Origin of the sequence: Streptosporangium sp. NPDC002721 (genome assembly GCF_042888905.1) — a bacterium.
GTDB lineage: Bacteria > Actinomycetota > Actinomycetes > Streptosporangiales > Streptosporangiaceae > Streptosporangium.
In genome coordinates this window covers 69,067-86,375 of sequence record NZ_JBIAQI010000034.1, presented here as the reverse complement: position 1 = coordinate 86,375, position 17,309 = coordinate 69,067, and the positions used below count along the sequence as shown (strand labels likewise).

At 72.6% G+C, this 17,309-nt stretch carries 11 protein-coding genes; 4 read left to right on the top strand and 7 right to left on the bottom strand.

Annotated features, from left to right (window positions below):
• Nucleotides 1-37 precede the first annotated feature (37 nt).
• A complete protein-coding gene (locus tag ACFYWM_RS37860; RefSeq protein ID WP_389924408.1) occupies nucleotides 38-2,488 on the bottom strand; it encodes an AAA family ATPase in 2,451 nt (816 codons plus the stop codon).
• 222 nt (nucleotides 2,489-2,710) lie between these two features.
• On the opposite strand from ACFYWM_RS37860, the gene ACFYWM_RS37855 reads away from it, so the two are divergent.
• Both ACFYWM_RS37855 and ACFYWM_RS37850 read left to right on the top strand, forming a co-directional pair.
• Nucleotides 2,711-4,981: a TOMM precursor leader peptide-binding protein gene (locus ACFYWM_RS37855; RefSeq protein ID WP_389924405.1), complete on the top strand. Its 2,271-nt coding sequence runs from the start codon at nucleotides 2,711-2,713 to the stop codon at nucleotides 4,979-4,981.
• Nucleotides 4,982-4,995: 14 nt separating this feature from the next.
• Complete coding sequence (locus ACFYWM_RS37850) at nucleotides 4,996-6,357, top strand: SagB family peptide dehydrogenase (RefSeq protein ID WP_389924403.1); 1,362 nt, start codon at nucleotides 4,996-4,998, stop codon at nucleotides 6,355-6,357.
• 64 nt (nucleotides 6,358-6,421) lie between these two features.
• Here ACFYWM_RS37850 and ACFYWM_RS37845 read toward each other — a convergent pair whose 3' ends face one another.
• From ACFYWM_RS37845 to ACFYWM_RS37835, 3 genes are all read right to left on the bottom strand, one after another.
• Entirely contained in the window at nucleotides 6,422-7,036 is a 615-nt protein-coding gene (locus ACFYWM_RS37845; RefSeq protein WP_389924400.1) for a hypothetical protein, read from the bottom strand.
• 16 nt (nucleotides 7,037-7,052) lie between these two features.
• Nucleotides 7,053-7,451, bottom strand: coding sequence for a DUF4259 domain-containing protein (locus tag ACFYWM_RS37840; protein WP_389924398.1), 399 nt, complete (start codon nucleotides 7,449-7,451; stop codon nucleotides 7,053-7,055).
• A gap of 285 nt (nucleotides 7,452-7,736) precedes the next feature.
• Nucleotides 7,737-9,926 (bottom strand): elongation factor G, encoded by a 2,190-nt coding sequence (locus ACFYWM_RS37835; RefSeq protein WP_389924395.1) that lies wholly within the window; start codon nucleotides 9,924-9,926, stop codon nucleotides 7,737-7,739.
• An 835-nt stretch (nucleotides 9,927-10,761) separates the two neighbouring features.
• On the opposite strand from ACFYWM_RS37835, the gene ACFYWM_RS37830 reads away from it, so the two are divergent.
• Entirely contained in the window at nucleotides 10,762-11,889 is a 1,128-nt protein-coding gene (locus tag ACFYWM_RS37830; protein WP_389924392.1) for a pectinesterase family protein, read from the top strand.
• A gap of 83 nt (nucleotides 11,890-11,972) precedes the next feature.
• On the opposite strand, the gene ACFYWM_RS37825 is transcribed toward ACFYWM_RS37830, so the two are convergent.
• Together ACFYWM_RS37825 and ACFYWM_RS37820 are read right to left on the bottom strand one after the other, a co-directional pair.
• Complete coding sequence (locus tag ACFYWM_RS37825; protein ID WP_389924390.1) at nucleotides 11,973-13,271, bottom strand: erythromycin esterase family protein; 1,299 nt, start codon at nucleotides 13,269-13,271, stop codon at nucleotides 11,973-11,975.
• A gap of 220 nt (nucleotides 13,272-13,491) precedes the next feature.
• The gene (locus ACFYWM_RS37820; RefSeq protein WP_389924387.1) at nucleotides 13,492-14,472 is read right to left on the bottom strand and encodes a hypothetical protein; all 981 of its coding nucleotides are present in this window, start codon (nucleotides 14,470-14,472) and stop codon (nucleotides 13,492-13,494) included.
• A 649-nt stretch (nucleotides 14,473-15,121) separates the two neighbouring features.
• On the opposite strand from ACFYWM_RS37820, the gene ACFYWM_RS37815 reads away from it, so the two are divergent.
• Nucleotides 15,122-15,658, top strand: coding sequence for an RICIN domain-containing protein (locus ACFYWM_RS37815; protein WP_389924384.1), 537 nt, complete (start codon nucleotides 15,122-15,124; stop codon nucleotides 15,656-15,658).
• Between the two features lie 61 nt (nucleotides 15,659-15,719).
• On the opposite strand, the gene ACFYWM_RS37810 is transcribed toward ACFYWM_RS37815, so the two are convergent.
• A complete protein-coding gene (locus ACFYWM_RS37810) occupies nucleotides 15,720-17,141 on the bottom strand; it encodes a carotenoid oxygenase family protein (protein ID WP_389924381.1) in 1,422 nt (473 codons plus the stop codon).
• Nucleotides 17,142-17,309: the final 168 nt, after the last annotated feature.

Here is a 17,309-nt window from a genome sequence, read left to right as displayed (position 1 = left end):
AACAATCGGAATCCGGCGCATCCCCGGACCGAACCGCTCAGAGGCCGAGGGCGCCGGACAGCTCGTGCCGTCCCCGGATGCCGAGCTTGCGGTAGATGCGGCCCAGGTGGGTGTCGATGGTGCGCTTGCTCAGGCAGAGCCGCTCGGCGACCTCCATGCTGCTCATGCCCTGCCGTACGAGCTCGACGACCCGCTGCTCGGCGGGGGTGAGCACGGTCCGGGCGTGTGGCTGCCGCGTGTCCGGCGCGTCGTGCTCGTGGCTCGCCGACGGCTCGGCGGCGATCGTACGGGCGGCGGAGTGCTCGCCCAGGGCGGTGTAGGCCCTCGCGGCGTGGGCGCGCCAGGGCAGGCAGGCGGGGTTGGTGATGCCTCGGGCGGAGAGCCGGTGCCCGCAGTCGAGGAACAGGCTCAGCGCGGTGGCGTGGTCGCCCGCCGCCGCCGCGATCAGCCCCTGGACCTCCAGGACCATGCTCTTGACCAGGGGGTGGGCGTCCGTGGGGGTCGTCGGCTCGCGCACCAGCGCCGCGGCGTCCTCCGCGCGGTCCAGCCGGATCAGGGCCCGCGCGCCGCAGGCGCGGGCCGCCGTGGCGAGCACCCGCGCGCCGATCAGCTCGGCCCCCTCCCGCGCGTCGAGCGCGTCCCGCAGGCTGCCGGCGTACTCGCCCCGCCGGTGGCCGGCGTCCGACCGCAGGAGCAGGCCGAGCGCGTGCAGGTCCGGCTGGTCCCAGGTGCGGGCGTCCCGCAGGATCCTGGCGCACACGTCGAGCGCCTCGTCGGGCCGTCCCGTCCAGCCGAACGCCAGCGCGGCGCCCACCAGGCCGGTGCCGGCCGGCCGGTCCTCGCGGGGGCCTTCCCCGGTGGCTCGCGTCGCCAGCCGCCTGGCGGTGTCCGGGTATCGCCCGCTCGCCGCGACCATCGCCGCCAGCGCTCCGGAGAACTCCTGCGCCGCCGCGTCCCGCGCGCCCGACACGGCCATCCGCAGCGACCTGCGCAGCCCGGTGCGGTGTCCCGACAGCAGCCCCTGCGCGGTGAGCCGCAGCAGCGGCTCCCTCGGCGGGTCCGCCACGGCCGCCAGCTCGTGGGCCGTGGTGACGAACGGCCTGACGCCCACGGTGCTGGCGGCCAGCGCGGGGCTGGCCAGGTCCAGCAGCGACCCGGCCCGCCGGGTGAGGTCGGGGGCGGTGGTGGCCAGCGCCTCGGCGTGCCGGGCACAGGCGTCCAGGTCGTGGCGGAGCTCGACCGTGCCGAGCTGCGACGTCAGCTCGTGGATGGTGGCGGGGTCGTCGGAGCGGGCGAGCGCGCGGCGCAGGTATCGGGTCGCGTCGTCGTACTCGCGGGCCGCGACCGCCTCGGTGGCCGCCCTGCGCAGCACCGGGACCCCCCAGTCGGAGTCGGTGAGCATCAGGTGCTCGGCGGTCTGCGCGGCCGGCGCGCCCAGCCTGTCCAGCAGCGCGGCCCCGCGCTCGTGCAGGCCGATCCGGGTCCGGTTGTCGATGCGCGACAGCACGGCCGCGCGGATCAGGGGGTCGCGGAACCGTACGGGCGGCCCCTCCGTGACGAGACCCGCCTGGACGAGGGCCCGGCGGGCCTGCCGGACCTGCGGCTCGCCCTGGCTCAGCAGGATCGCCGCCACGGTGGTGTCGGTGTCGGGGCCCATGACGGCGAGCTGGGTGAGCAGCTCCGAGGCCACCGGGTCGTGGTCGTGCAGCCATTCGAGCACGGTGTCGGACAGGGCCGCCGTGCCGATCTCCAGCACCTGCTCGGCGTCGGGCTCGCCCGGGTTGATCCTGGCCTGCAGCATCCGGCTGGTCAGCTCGCGCAGCACCAGCGGGTTCCCCTGTGACAGCGTGTGGCAGAGCGCGGCCAGCTCCACGTCGGGCGGCGCGCCCATCGCCTCCGCGACGAAGTCGGCCGTGCAGGTGGCGCAGAGCGGTCTGAGCTGGACGAACCGTGCGTACGGCAGCTTGCCCAGATCCGCGGCCGGTCCGGCCGGTCCGGCCGGGGTGCCGCCGGGCAGTGTGGCGACCATCATCACCGGCAGGTCGTCCAGGCGGCGCGCGATGTAGGAGAACCACCCCAGCGACGGCGTGTCGGCGAAGGACAGGTCGTCGATCGCAATCACCACCGGATGGTCCGCGACCAGGTCCCGGGTGATGTGGAACAGGTCGAGCAGCAGGTCGTGGGTGGCGGCCCCGTCGCCGCCCGAGGCGCGGTCGAACTGCCTGCGGGTCCGCTCGCCGGAGGAGAGCACCGGGTCGAAGAGCTGGCGGACCATGCCGTACGCGAAATGGCTCTCGCTCGGATGGCAGCGCGCCCGCAGCACGCGGCTACGCGGGGGGAGCATCTCGACAACGGCCCCGAGCAGGGAACTCTTGCCCGTCCCGTTCTCCCCGAGGATCGACGCGACGGTCGGCCTTCCCGACCGGAGCCCGTCGACGGCCTCCCTGAACACGGCCAGCTCTCGGTCCCGGTGAAGAAGTGGAGCCATGCCCCATCGTCCCATTCCCCTGATACGGATCTCAACGGATTCCATGCCCGCCCTGCGCGGTGGTCCGGTTGTGAGCCCGGCGATACCGATGCTCCCGAACTCGTTCCCTAAGTATCGGCCGGGTGATGCGTACAATTTTTTGCGCATTCACCATCCGGTCTCCCCGTGTTTGAATTCGCAGCGAAGAGGGTTCCGGGGGCACGGGGTAAAAGGCGGACGGCGATGGAGAGTCCACGACTGAAGGCTCATTTCCATGTGGAGGTCGTGGACGGATCGCGGGTCTTCCTGTACGCGGAGGGAAAGAACTTCCTCGTGCCGGGAAAGGCCGCCGCGGCGGTGCTGCCCTACCTCGACGGCCGCAGGACCGTGGGCGAGATCGTCCAGGAGCTGTCCGGGAGCGTGCCGTTCACCGCGGTGCTCACCACGCTGCGCCGCTACGAGGCCGCGGGGCACCTCGCGGAGGGCAGGCCCGACCTGCCGGAGAGGGTGCTGGCCTACTGGGACGCCCTGGGCGTCGACCCCGCGGCCGTCACCGGGGGCACGCCGGTCACCGTCTCGGCCGCCGAGGGGGTGGACGCCGCGCCGGTCGTGGACGCCCTGACCGGGATGGGGCTGAAGGTGGGCACCGGCGCGATCGGCGAGGTGCCCGCCGAGGGGGTGTCGGTCGTGCTCGTCGACGACTACCTCGACCCGGCCCTGCGACACCGCAACGCGCTGCAGCTGGGCTCCGGGCTGCCCTGGCTGCTGGCCAGGCCCGGCGGCGTCGGCCCGTGGCTCGGCCCCTATCTCGACCCCGGCCACACGGGCTGCTGGTCGTGCCTGGCGCAACGGCTCGGCGGCAACCGCCAGCTGGAGCGCTACCTCGCCGGCAAGCGGGGCGAACGGGATGAGCGGGGTAAGCAAGGCGAGCGGGTGCCGCTGCACCCCGTGCGCGCGCAGATCTCGGCGGGGCCGCTGGCGCTGGCCGGGATGCTGGCGGCCGAGGTCGCCAGGATCGTGGCGACCGGTGAGCCGGGCGCGCTCCACGGCCGGATGGTCACCCTCGACCTGGCGACCCTGGAGACCGGCGGGCACGTGCTGGTCCGCCGTCCGCAGTGCCCCTCGTGCGGGACGCCGCCCGCTGACGACCCCAAGATCGTGCTCACCTCCCGGCGGGCCGGCCACGTCACCGACGGCGGCTACCGGGTCGAACCGCCGCGGGAGACGTTCGCCCGGCTGGAGCGGCACATCAGCCCGTACCTCGGCGCGGTCACCGGGCTGGTCCCGATCGGCGGCGATCCCACCGGCCTCACCTTCGGCTACGCCGCCGGCCACGACTTCGCCATGGTCGGCGACGGCATGGACCTGCTCCGCCGCAACCTGCGCGGCCGGAGCGGCGGCAAGGGGCGCTCGGAGATCCAGGCGAAGGTCAGCGCGGTCTGCGAGGCGCTCGAACGCTACTCGGGGGTCTGGCGGGGGGACGAGCCGGTCGTCCGGGCCGCGTACGCCGACCTGGACCCGGCGACGGCCGTGCACCCGGACCGGATGCTGCTCTTCTCCGACGAGCAGCGGGCCGGGCGCGCGGAGTGGAACACCGACCCGGCGCACCGGCCGCGGCGGGTGCCCGACCCGTTCCCGGAGACCGTGCCGTTCGACTGGTCGCGGGCCTGGTCGCTGACCCGGGACGAGGAACGGCTGGTCCCGGCCGCCTACGCCTGGTACGGCCACCCCGACCTCCGCGACCACTTCTTCTGCGTCGCCGACTCCAACGGCAGCGCCGCGGGAAACACCCTGGAGGAGGCCGTCCTGCAGGGCGTCTGCGAGCTGGTCGAACGCGACTCGGTGGCGCTGTGGTGGTACAACCGGCTGCGCCGCCCCGGCTTCGACCCCGGCTCCCTGGACGACCCCTACGTGGACGAGCTGCGGGCCCTCCACGACGGCATGGACCGCGACCTGTGGATGCTCGACCTCACCACCGACCTGGGCATCCCGGTGTACGCCGCGCTCTCCCGGCGCCGCCACGAGGCCGAGGACATCGTGGTCGGCTTCGGCGGCCACCCCGACCCGCGCGTCGCGGCGTTCCGCGCGCTCACCGAGCTCAACCAGTTCCTGCCCGGCGTGGAACGGCGTGGCGAGCGGGGCGGCACGCTCCACCGCGCGGACGACCCGGAGCTGCTCGCCTGGTGCGAGGGCGCCGTCGTCGACCGGGAGCCCTGGCTGCTGCCCGACCCGGGCCGGCCGCCCGCCACCGTCGGCCCGCCCGCCCCCACCGACCTGGCCGAGTGCGTACGCCGGTGCGTGGACTCGATCGAGGCGGCCGGCTCCGAGGTGATCGTCCTCGACCAGACCCGCCCCGACCTGGAGCTGAACGTCGTCAAGGTGATGGCTCCCGGCCTGCGGCACTTCTGGCGCCGCCTCGCCCCCGGCCGCCTCTACGACGTCCCGGTGCGGCTCGGCTGGCTCGACCGCCCGACCCCCCAGGACGAGATCAACCCCTGGAACGTGTTCTTCTGAGACGGACGGTCCCCATGAACCCCATCATCGTCTCCCGGCTTCGCCGGGGCGCGTCGTTCTCCGGCGAGCGCATCCAGCTCGCCACCACGTTCCTCGACCTGAGGAACCTGTCCCAGGGGCAGGCCACGGCACTGAAGCTGCTCGGCGAGGGCGACCACGACGACGACGCCCTCGCCGCCGCGGTGACCGTCGCGGACGGCGAGGCGGGGCTGCTGGGCTGGCACATGCTGTTCCGCGGGCTGAACACCTCCGGGATGGTCGAGCACGCCGTCCAGGTGGACGGCGCCGTCACGGCCAGGCTTTATCCGGTCGGCCGGGGCTCGACGCTGCTCGCGGCGGCCCCGGCGGGCCCGGTGCGGCTGTCGCGTTTCGCCGAGGTGAGGGTGGCGGACGGCACGCTGACCATGCGGGCGCCCGGCAACCATCTGGCCGTCGAGCTGGCGCCGGGGGCCGCCGGGCTGCTCGGCGAGCTGGCGACCTGGAACACCGGGACGCCCGCCCCGCTGCTGCGGCTGCTGGCCACGGCCGGCCTGCTGGCCCCCGGCGGCCCGGACGGGGACCCGGAGGCGACCGGGCGCTCCCACGCGCAGTGGCACCCGGCCGACCTGGCCTTCCACTGCCGTACCCGCTTCCCGGCCACGGCCTCCGGGTACGGCGGGACCTATCCCCTCGGCGACCGCTTCCCCCCGGACCCGGTCTCCCCGGCGCCCTCGGGCATCCGTACGGTCGCGCTGCCGGTGCCCGACCTGGACGAGATCGCGGCCAGGGAGCCGTCGTTCACCGAGGTGCTCGAACGGCGCGCCTCGATCCGCGCCCACGACCGGGAGGCGCCGATCACCCTCGGCCGGCTCGGCGAGCTGCTCTACCGGAGCCTGCGCAGGCGGGGCACCATGACGGGCAGCGACGGGCAGCGGCTGGCCAGCAGGCCGTACCCGAGCGGCGGGGCCGTCCACGAGCTGGAGGTCTACCCGCTGGTCTCCGCGTGCGAGGGACTGCAGGCCGGGCTGTGGCACTACGCGACCGACCGGCACGAGCTGGAACTCGTCGCCGAACCGGGCGAGGCCACCGACGCGCTGGTGAGGGAGGCGCGGAAGGCCGCCATGATGGAGGCCGACCCACAGGTGGTGCTGCTGGTGGCCGCCCGGTTCGGCCGGGTGATGTGGAAGTACGAGACCGTCGCCTACCCGTTGGTGCTCAAGCACGTGGGCGTGCTCTACCAGACCATCCACCTGGTGGCCACCGCGATGGACCTGGCCGTGTGCGGCCTGGGCGGCGGGGACGCCGCGGCCTTCGCCACCGCCTCGGGACTCGACCCGCTCCTTGAGGGCACCGTCGGGGAGCTCGTCCTCGGCTCCCGGCCCCGGACGAAGGGGTAACGGCTCCGGGGGAAGGAGGAGCGGCGCCGGGCGAAAAGGTAGCGGCCCCGCGGTCCCGGTGGGTTCAGAGCACCAGTGCGAGCACCGCCCACGCCACGCCCGCTCCGGCCGCCGCGCCCGCGACGGCCTGGGCGGTCGTGTGGTGGGTGACGCGCACCCGGGCCCACCCGATCAGGCCGGCGAGGGCCGCGCCCACCCCGAGCGTCACGGCGGCGGGCAGCACGTGCGCCAGCACCACCGCCGCCCCGGCGGCCACCCCGGTGTGGAAGGAGATCTTCCACTTCAGGGTGATCGCCCCCATGACCAGGACCCAGCCGAGCATCACCGCCGCCGTCGCCGTCACGACGGCCGGCGCGTCGAGCAGGACGAGCAGCACCAGACCGACCGCCACGGTGACCAGGCCGACGAGCATCGGCCCCGTACGGGATCTCCGGTCGACGAGGTGCATCGAGTCCAGGCGACCCCGCCGCACGCCGACCGCGATCACCCCCACGGGCACGCCGACGCAGAGGGCCGCCGCGAGCAGGCCCCACAGCGCGCCCGCCCACCCGTGGGCGAGCAGCCCGGCCACGGGCGGCAGCGCGATCACGACGTACTGCGGCGCGGCCACCTCGGTCACCGCCCAGGCGAGGCCCCCGCGTCCCGCCCCGGCCCCGGGTGTCTCACGCTGATCGGTCATGCGGCTCCTCGGACGGTCAGGCCAGGGCCCGGCGGTAGGGGGCGAGGGTCGCGAGCCATTCGTCCAGGGAGCCGGAGTCCTCCCACAGCTCGTACAGCTCGTTGTCGTCGGGACGGGTCGCCCGGTCGAGGGTGGCCCGGGCGAGGTCGCGGAGCTCGGCGGACGGCTCGAAGGGGTTGTTCTCCAGCCACCGGGTGGCGGCGGGGTCGGACTCGGTGCCGATCACGCGGGCGCCGATCAGGCAGGCCACCGCCACGGCCCCGCTCATCTCCGGCGCCTCCAGGTAGCCGTCCTCGTCGAGGATCTCCCGTATCGCCAGGGTGAGCAGCCTCGCCGTCTCCCTGTCGCCGTCGAGTTCGCCCAGACTGTCGAGGGCCCCGTCGTTGTCGAACGGCCCCGTTCCCCACGCGCCCATGCCGGTCTCCCGCCTGTCCTTCTGATCGGTCGGTCGGATCGTAGGGACCGCCTGTGACATTTCACCGCCCCGGCCATTCGATCATCGGCGGGATGAGGCAGCATAGCCCGGCCGGGGAACGCCGGAGGCCCGATACGTCGGCGAGCCCGGCCTTTGTACCTATGTACCTGGCCTCGTGGGGCCTCGTACGACCGCGAACCTCCACGCGTGCGGCTGGTGGCGGCGGGCATGTCCCCGGACGATGGCCCCGCCCGAGGCGGGGCCATCACCTGCTTCTACCGGGTTCTAGCGAGGCGGCGTCCCGTGGGATACCGCGCCCGGCACCGGGGCGTAGCCGGTGGCCCGGGTGGTGAAGGTGCCCCGGCCCTGGGTGCGGCTGCGCAGCCGGGTCGCGTAGCCGAACAACTCGGCCAGCGGCACGGTAGCGGTGATCACCACCGTCCCGGCCCGCGCGGCCGAGCCGGAGACCCGGCCGCGCCGGGCCGCCAGATCGCCCAGCACCCCGCCGGCCGTGTCGGCGGGCACGGTGACCGTGACCTCGACGACCGGTTCCAGCAGCACCATCGCGCTGGCCCGCAGCGCCTCACGCAGCGCGAACCGGCCGGCGGTACGGAACGCCATCTCCGAGGAGTCCTTGGGGTGGGTGGCCCCGTCGGTCAGCGTGACCCGCAGGCCGGTCACCGGATGGCCGCCGAGGGGACCCTCGGCCAGCGCGTCCCGGCAGCCCGCCTCCACCGCCCGTACGTACTCCTTCGGCACCCGCCCGCCGACGACGGCCGAGCCGAACACGAAGCCCGCCGCGTCCGGGGCGACGTCCGGCGGCTCCAGCGGCCCCGGTGACTCCAGCGGCTCCGTCGGCTCCGGCGGCTCCGTCGGCTCCAGCGGCCCCGGTGACTCCAGCGGCTCCACGTCGAGGACGACATGGGCGAACTGGCCCGCGCCGCCGTCCTGCTTGACGTGCCGGTACAGCAGCCCGGACACCCCGCGCACGACCGTCTCCCGGTAGGCCACCTGCGGCCGCCCGACGCCGACGTCCAGCCCGTGGGTACGACGGATCTTCTCCACCGCGACCTCCAGATGCAGCTCGCCCATCCCCGACAGCACCGTCTGGCCGCTCTCGGGGTCGGTCCGGACCACCAGCGAGGGGTCCTCCTCGACCAGCCGCGCCAGCGCCGACGCCAGCCGGCCGGTGCCGGCGCTCCGGCCGGCCTCGACCGCGACGGAGACCACCGGGTCGGCCACGGCCGGCGGTTCGAGGACCAGCGGCGCCGAGGGATCGCACAGGGTGGCCCCGGTGCGGGCCGCCTTCAGCCCGACGACCGCGACGATGTCCCCGGCCACCGCCAGGTCCACCTCGGTGTTCCGGTCGGCCTGCACATGAAGGATGCGACCGATCCGCTCGGTACGCCGGGCACCCGCGTCCAGCACGGTGTCTCCCTTCCGGATCGTTCCCGAGTAGACGCGCAGGTAGGACAGCCGCCCGGTGGCGGTCGAGCTCACCTTGAACACCAGCGCGGCGAACGGCGCCGCCGGGTCGGCGGCCCGCTCCCGCACCGCACCGGCCTGGGCGCCATCCTGGAAACCGTCCTCGGTGCCGCGTACCGGCGGCACGTCCAGCGGCGAGGGCAGGTAGGCGACGACGGCGTCCAGCAGCGGCTCGATCCCCCGGTCGCGGTAGGCCGACCCGCACAGCACCACCACGCCCTCTCCCGTACGGGTCAGGTCGCGCAGCGCGGCGGCGAGGGTCGTCGCGGAGATCGCCGACCCCGCGCAGAACTCCTCCAGCGCGATCGGGTGCAGTTCGGCCACCGCCTCCTCCAGCAGCCGCCTGCGCCGACGCGCCTCCTCCAGCAGGGCGTCCGGCACCGGCCCCTCCTCGTACGTGTCGCGGCCGGCGGCCCAGACCAGCGACCGCATGCGCAGCAGGTCCACCACGCCGGTGAACCCGTCCTCCCGGCCGATCGGCAACTGGACGACCAGCGGTACCACCCGCAGGCGCTCGCGGATCGACGCGACCGCCGCGTCGAGGTCGGCACCGGCGCGGTCCAGCTTGTTGACGAAGGCGATCCGCGGCACCCCGTGCCGGTCGGCCTGCCGCCATACCGACTCGCTCTGCGGTTCGACGCCCGCGACGGCGTCGAACACCGCGATCGCGCCGTCGAGCACCCGCAGCGAGCGCTCCACCTCGTCGGAGAAGTCGACGTGGCCCGGGGTGTCGATCAGGTGGACGCGGTGGCCGTCCCAGGAACAGCTCACCGCGGCGGCGAAGATGGTTATCCCACGGTCACGCTCCTGGGAGTCGAAGTCGGTGACGGTCGTCCCGTCGTGCACCTCGCCACGTTTGTAGGTGGCGCCGGTGACGTACAGGATCCGTTCGGTGATGGTGGTCTTGCCCGCGTCGACGTGGGCGAGGATGCCCAGGTTGCGGACGCCGGTCGGCGAGTCGGTGATATGACGGTGCGTGTCGGTGCGCATGGCCCATGGCCCTTCGGAATGTTCCGGACAGGACTGCGCGATTCCCGGACGAGACGAGACGAGACGACCCGAGACGGCCCGAGGCCGGGTCGTGGAGGTTCCCTGACGCGGTGCGACCGCACGGGGGCGTGCCCTACCGCGTGCTTCCCGCGCGCTTCACCGACTTCGTCGGCATCACCGGCCTTGTCGGCCTTATTAGCCTTGTCGGCCTTATAGGCCCTGTCGGCTTTGTCGGCCGATCCGGCAGCGGGCGGGCAGGGGTCAGAGACTCGTCACGGGCATTCGACGCCGGCCGCGCGGCCGGCGTCGGGAACCGACGAAGACACCAGGATCACGTCGTAGCGTGACGGGGGAATGACCACGGTGGTGCGACAGCGCACGGCCCGCTCCCCTCACTGGTCAAGGCGCGCGCGCCGCGGTGTCGCGGCGGCGCGTGATCAGTGGCGAGTGTACCGAGCCCGACCAGGGACGGAAAAGCGGTTTTCTCCCCCGCTCCCTCGGGACCCCGATACTCCCGATCCCCTCAGCGGCCCGGCACCCGACTCCCTCGCCCTCATCGCTTGACACCCCCGGGGCGCCCCTGACTTCACCGGCCCTGCCTGCGTGTGAGGCGTTGAGAAACCTCGGAAGGTTTCACATCGCGACATGGCGAACGTCGCGCCCGGGACCGTTTCCTCCGGCCGTGACACCGGCGTCGCACGCGGCGATCCAGTTCACCCTTGAATCACATCATCAGCGATAAAACATGACTATTGACACCACTTTCTGATTTATCTAACTTCCAGGTGTTGCTTCAAGGGAAGCTTTTCGCACAGGTGAATCCGGGAGTGTGGCCATGTCGTCCCAGAGTCCACTGTTCGGCCGGCGCCGGATACTGGCCGGAACCGCGGTCGCGGGTATCGGCATCGCACTCGCCCCGGCCACCGTGACGGCGGCCGGAGCCGCCGCCCGCCCTCCGTTCGGGCCGTACGGATCACCGCGACACCGCCGGAACGAGCGCACGCTGTACGTCGACTCCCAGGGCCGGGGCGACCACCCGACCGTCCAGGCGGCCGTCGCCGCGACCCCGGACGCACCGGAGCGGGGCTGGACCCTGGTGATCGCGGCCGGGACCTACCGCGAGACGGTGCTGGTGCCCCAGGCCAAGACCGGCCTGACCTTCCTCGGCGCCACCCGCGACGCCCGTGACGTCGTCATCGTCTTCGACAACGCGGCCGGGACGGCGAAACCCGGCGGGGGCACGTACGGGACCAGCGGCAGCGCCACCACCACGATCCAGGCCGACGGGTTCACCGCGACGCACGTGACCTTCGCCAACGACTGGCTGCGCGCCGACCACCCGGAGATCACCGCCACGCAGGCCGTCGCCGTGAAGGTGATGGGCGACCGTTCCGCCTTCGAGGCGTGCCGCTTCCTCGGCCACCAGGACACGCTGTACGCCGACACCGCCAACCTGGCCACCTTCGCCCGGCAGTACTACCGGCGCTGCCACATCGAGGGCGACGTCGACTTCGTCTTCGGCCGCGCCACCGCGGTCTTCGACCGGTGCGAGCTGCGCGCCCTGACCCGCGACGTGTCGTTCCTGCCCTACGGCTTCGTGTTCGCGCCGAGCACCGCCGCCGCGAACCCGTACGGCTACCTGGCCACCAGGTGTCGCGTCGCCGGCGAGGTGCCCGACGCCGCCTACGGCCTCGCCCGCCCCTGGCGGCCGAGCAGCGACCCGACCGCCGTCCCGATGCTGACCGTGCGCGAGACCTGGCTCGGCCCGGCGATCGACACCGCCGCGCCGTACGTGAACATGAGCTCGGGTTACCCCTGGCAGGAGGCGAGGTTCGGCGAGTACCGCAACTCCGGCCCCGGAGCGGCGGTCCCCGTCCCCGAGAACAGGCCCCGGCTCACCCCGGAACAGGCGGCCGGGCGGACCATCAGCGCCCACCTCGGCGACTGGAGACCGTCGATATAGGTCGTCACAAACCGACGCAGGTCATCATAGGTCGACGCAGGTCGCCACAGCTCGATACAGGTCATCACGGCCCGCGCGACCGGTCACGCGTCCGCTCCGGGGGCGACGCGCTTGACGAAGAGGAGGCCGTCGGTCTCGCGCAGACGGCCGGGGTCCAGCGGGAAGTAGCCGTGGTTCGCCGACGTGTCGGTACGTGGGGCCGGTTCGGTCCCCGTGGCGCCGAGAGCCTCGGCCAGGCCCGCCGAGTCGACGACGTAGCGGTTCCCCGGGAGGGTGGACAGGATCCCCTCAAGGGTGTCCGGACGCGGAGCGCCGAGCCCGTGGCGCGGCGCGGCTCCCAGGGCCGACGCCACGAAGGCGTACTCGTCGCCCAGCCGCGCCGCGACGACCGCGCCGGCGCTCCACCACGTCAGCGTCCGGCCTTCCAGCGGCCCCCAGCCCGGCGGGAGGAGCCAGTGGCTCTCCTCCCGCTGGAGGTGACGGTTGTGGGCGTACACCAGCGTCGGTCCGCGCCGCGCGTGGCGCTCCTGCTCCTCGACGGCTCGCAGGTTGTCGGCCATCATCGCGTCGCGCAGGCCCATGAGCCGCACCACCCGCGCCTCGGATGTGTCGGCCATCACGGCGTGGTAGCGGAGCAGCCCGGCCGCGGTACGCCCGTACAGGTAAGCCCGGCACCACTCCTCACGCGACGTCGCGCGGATCAGGCGCGGCGACTCCGCGGTGAGCAACGCCAGAAGGTCGTCCGCGATGAGACGCAGTTCCCCGGCGTCGGCGGACAGTCCCACGGACAGGGAGGGATCCATGGTCACCGCGGGATCGGTCCACCGGTCGTCGGGGCCGACCAGGTGATCGATGGTTCCCGCGGTGTACGGGAGGAGGTCGATCTCCAGCCGGGCCGCGAGGTAACCGTGCAGCGCGCTGAGGGCTCGCCTCGGGCTGTCCGCGCCGGTCATCTCGAACGGGCCGTCGAACCCGAAGAACCGGACCCTGTCCGGCGCGGGACGGTCCCGGTTGTACTCCCTCATCCACCGCACGAGCTCGCGGCTCGTCTCCAGCTCGCCCCATCCGTGGCTGAAGCCGTGGCGCATGACGTCGTCGAACGTCCCCACGCCCTCCGTGACGTGGTCGTCGACGACCAGGCCCGCGAGGCAGTCGCTCTCCAGCGCGATCGACCGGTAGCCCTCGTGCTCGACGAGATGCCGGAGGACCTCGTTGCGCAGCCGCGAGAGCGCCTCCTCACCGTGCATGGCCTCGCCCAGACCGAGCAGGCGGGGCCTGGCGGGAAGCGACCGGAGAAGCCTCGTCATCGCGGAGCCGAGATCGGCGGCGCTCTCGCCGCCGAACGCCCACGTGTCTTCCCGGACCGGCGGGTCGGCGGCCATGATGACTCCTGTCTCCTCGGTCGTCCGGACTCCTCCTTGAACCGTATCGTTGAACTTCCTGTGTAAACTTTCGCGCGCTTCCGCATGGTCCATGTGGCCGAACCTTAAACACCGTGGCACGGCTCAGGCCGACCGGCCCGGCACTCGGACCTCCCGGTCCCCGCTCTTCCGGCCGTACCGGATCCACCGGCGAGGACCGGAGGAGCGGGGGAACGCGGGATCAGTAACCGATCCAGCCGAAGGAGATCGGCCGGTCGGCCACGCTGTGGTAGCCGGTCGTGACGTTCTCGTTGACGCCCCACCAGTGCCCCTGCGGCCGGTTCGCCGCGTCGGTGCGGATGAAGATCCATCCGCGTCCCGCCCCGGAGTACTCGGTCGCGCCGACCGCCCGGGAGTCACGGAAGTTCTGGTACGGCGAGCTCGCCGAGGTGACCGCCACACCGTGCGGGTTGCTGGTGGTGTCGACCACCGGGACCGCCCATTCGACCGTGGAGGCGTTGCCGTCCCTGTTGTGCGGGACGGGGTCTCCGGCCACGATCATCACGTGGCCGGTGGAGTCACCGGTGCCGGGGGACGCGCTGTTGTACTTGATGGCGATGATCACCCCGGCCCCGATCTCGGTGAGCTGGTCCAGGCCGGAGTTGGCGCTGGTGGTGAAGTACTCGGCGCCGTTGGTGAAGGTGTCGTGATACTGCGCCGCCGTCGGGCTGATCGACCCGAAGTTGTCGGCCAGGTACTGGTCGGTGGCCCCGGGCAGCACCCGCTTGATCACCTTCGTCACGAAGCTGCCGCACTTGCTGCGGTTGAAGTAGGTGGTCGGCGAACCGGGCGTGCCCCAGACCACGGACGTGCTCTGACCGCCGGTGAGGTAGGTGTTGTAGGAGGCCTGCCCCGGCCAGCTCATGCTGTTGAGGTTGTCGGCGATCTCGGCCGCCGCCTGGTAGGTGCTGACGTCCATGGTCGCCGCCCGGTGGGCACCGGCGTCCAGAGCCGCCGACGCCCCCGACGCGCGTGCCGGCGACGCCGACGCCGACGCGGCGGCCGACAGTCCCGGCATTCCCGTCACCCCCGCCAGGACCAGTGCGGCCGCCCCCGCCGCGGTGACCGCGCGCAGCGGCCCCCGCCCGCCACGACGGGCGCTGGTGTCCCGGGTCGTCCCCCCGTGGCCGCCGGACGCGGCCATGACCGTTCTCGTACGCATCGCGATGTCTCTTCCTCGATCGCGGGCGGCACACCTCGGCGCCGCCCTCCCTGAAGTGCGGGCGGCGCGCGTCGGCGCGGCCCTGCCCGTGTCTCGTGCCACCGCCCCGGATCCACCCCCGTGGACACCCCGATGACGGGCACTCGACAGAACCTACGCGGGAACAGAGGAACGTTCTGCGCGATGAACCACAGAGCGAACATGCCGTTCTCCCTGGACGGATCGCACCTCCTGGACTCGCCGAACTCGCCGGCATGACGCAGGCCGTGCGACACCGACGGCGAGATCCACGACCGGGCAGATGCGGATACGGCCGTCACGCAGGCGAGCCGCCGGCAGCGCGCGTCCAGCGTGCCGCCTCAACCGCGGATCACCTCATATAGTTATCCGCCCCATATGATCACTTGCCGAGAATTGCCCGCAACATAGCTAATCCTCCGTGTCATCTCCATTGTCACCAAAACATCGAACCAGCAATCCCGCTCACCCGGCACCGTTTTCCGAACGCGACCGCCACCTGCCACGTCGGCCGATCGTCACAAGACGCCGGGCACGACACAATGGTTTCTTCCCAGCGTGCTTGAGCATTGCGATGAGCGATTCGTGCTATCAAAGACTCACCGTATTCGGGAACGATCAAGGAGGATCGATGAAACTTTTCCGCGCTGTTCACACCCTGACCCTTGCCGGGACTTTGATATCCGTCCCGTTTACCGTGATGCCCGCCGCGGCCGTTGTGTCCGCCGATGCGCCGGAGCGGCTTCGGGCCGGGTTCCAGGCGTCCCTGGTGGCCCGGCACAGCGGGAAATGCCTGGACGTGGACGGTGCCAGCAGGGCCGACGGCGCCAACGTCATTCAATGGACATGCCGGTCCCAGCCCAACCAGAAATGGGACCTGGTGGCCACCGACAGCGGCTACTACACGCTCCGGGCCGCGCACAGCGGAAAGTGCCTTGACGTGGACGGCGCCAGCAGGGCCGACGGCGCGAACATCATTCAATGGACATGCCAGTCCCAGCCCAACCAGCAGTGGCGACTCGTTCAGAAGGACAACGAATACTTCGCGTTGGTATCGCGTCACAGCGGAAAGTGCCTTGACGTGGACGGCGCCAGCAAGGCCGACGGCGCGAACATCATTCAATGGACATGCCAGTCCCAGCCCAACCAGCAGTGGCGGCTCGTCTGAGCCGACGACAGGCGGCCGGGGCGGCTCCTTCCGCTGACCGCCCCGGTCGTTCTCAAGGCCGTCACAGGTCGGGGAGCCAGCTCCCGTGGAAGCCGAGCGGCACCCGGACCGGCAGATGGATCCGTGCGACGGGCTCGCCGGTGAAGTCCTGGGCGGAGAGGATGACCAGGTCCGCCGCGCCGCGCTCCGGGTCGTGGGCGTAGGCCAGGACGTAGCCGTCGTCCTCACCGGCCCCCGAGACCGCCCCCGAAGCGGCCCCCGAGGCAGCCCCCGAAGCGGCCCTCGAAGGGGCCCTCGAAGGGGCGAAGACGCCCTCGCCCACGGTGGCGTGGCGCCCGAAGCGGTGCACCTCGGCGGTGTCCCGGTCGTAGTCGTGCTTGATCAGGGCGTTGTCGAACGCCTCGTCGGGGAGCGGCCCGTCCACCGGGGGCATGGCGACCGCGTTCATCTCCCCGGTGACGGCGGCGTAGCCGTACCGGTGGCGGCGCGACAGGACGTTCTCGTTGACGCGGGGGAACTCCTGCGGGCGGTCGTCGATCGTCCGCCGGCGCGTCGTCCCCGCCCCCGGGTCGATCGTCCAGCGTTCCAGCGCGGCCGGCTCGGCGGTGTTGGTGCGGACGTCCATCCGCGGGTACCTGACGAGGTCGAGGATCACCGAGGAGCCCTCGTCGTAGGCGTTGAGGGTGTGGGCGACGTAGCACGGCTCGATGTCGATCCACCGGACCCCGCCCACGCCGTCGCGCGGCATGACCCCGACCCGCGCCCGGTGCTCCTCGTTCCAGAGGTAGGGCACCGCCTCCCCGGCCCGCGCGAGTTCCACGCCGAACGTCACCGGCTGGTCGATCAGCACGACGTACCGCTCGGTGAGCGCGAAGTCGTGCATCATCGGGGCGTCCGGGATCGGGATCCCGGTGGCGCGGACCATCGTGCCGGTCCCGTCGACCACCAGGTGCCGGACGTGGTCCCACAGCGGGAAGTAGGCGACGGCGTGCAGCTCGCCGTTGACCGGGTCGATCTTGGTGTGCGCGGTGAACGCGCCGTCGAGGGCCCCGCCGAAGTCGTACGGCCCGACGGTGCCGAGCTCGTCGTCCAGCTCGTACGGCCTCGGTCCCCCCTCGATGAGCGCGAGCGTGCGGCCGGCGTGCCGGATGACGTGCGTGTTCGCGGCGAGGTCCGTGTCCGGGCCGACGTCGCCGGTCCGGCCGGGGAGTGGCGGCTCGCCGAGCCCGTCGGTCACGCCCGCCGAGCGCACCCACCGGTTGCGGTACCACTCGGCGCGGCCGTCACGGAGCCGTACCCCGTGGATCATGCCCTCGCCGAGCATCCAGTGGTGGGCCACCGGGTCCTCGACGTTCAGCGGGTTGGGGCCGTTGCGCAGGTACCGCCCGTCAAGCTCCGGCGGGACACGCCCGGACACGGGCAGGTCGTACGCGGTGACCTCCTCCTTCACCGGCGCGAAGGGGCCCTGCAGGTAGGGGTTCACGGTGGACGTCCTTTGGCGAGGGGAGGGGAGTTCGAGGTGACGCGATCACCCTCGCCGAGGCGGCTGACGGCCCGCGTACCGGCCGCTGACAGGGCTGATCACCTCCCGTCAGCCGTCGAACGCGCCGGCCGTCGAACGCGCCGACTGTCGAACGCGTCCGGCACGGAC

Bases quoted from the DNA above. Each gene is read 5' to 3' on its own strand.
- ACFYWM_RS37860 (WP_389924408.1), bottom strand. From the start codon at position 2,488: ATGGCTCCACTTCTTCACCGGGACCGAGAGCTGGCCGTGTTCAGGGAG.
- ACFYWM_RS37855 (WP_389924405.1), top strand. From the start codon at position 2,711: ATGGAGAGTCCACGACTGAAGGCTCATTTCCATGTGGAGGTCGTGGAC.
- ACFYWM_RS37850 (WP_389924403.1), top strand. From the start codon at position 4,996: ATGAACCCCATCATCGTCTCCCGGCTTCGCCGGGGCGCGTCGTTCTCC.
- ACFYWM_RS37845 (WP_389924400.1), bottom strand. From the start codon at position 7,036: ATGACCGATCAGCGTGAGACACCCGGGGCCGGGGCGGGACGCGGGGGC.
- ACFYWM_RS37840 (WP_389924398.1), bottom strand. From the start codon at position 7,451: ATGGGCGCGTGGGGAACGGGGCCGTTCGACAACGACGGGGCCCTCGAC.
- ACFYWM_RS37835 (WP_389924395.1), bottom strand. From the start codon at position 9,926: ATGCGCACCGACACGCACCGTCATATCACCGACTCGCCGACCGGCGTC.
- ACFYWM_RS37830 (WP_389924392.1), top strand. From the start codon at position 10,762: ATGTCGTCCCAGAGTCCACTGTTCGGCCGGCGCCGGATACTGGCCGGA.
- ACFYWM_RS37825 (WP_389924390.1), bottom strand. From the start codon at position 13,271: ATGGCCGCCGACCCGCCGGTCCGGGAAGACACGTGGGCGTTCGGCGGC.
- ACFYWM_RS37820 (WP_389924387.1), bottom strand. From the start codon at position 14,472: ATGCGTACGAGAACGGTCATGGCCGCGTCCGGCGGCCACGGGGGGACG.
- ACFYWM_RS37815 (WP_389924384.1), top strand. From the start codon at position 15,122: ATGAAACTTTTCCGCGCTGTTCACACCCTGACCCTTGCCGGGACTTTG.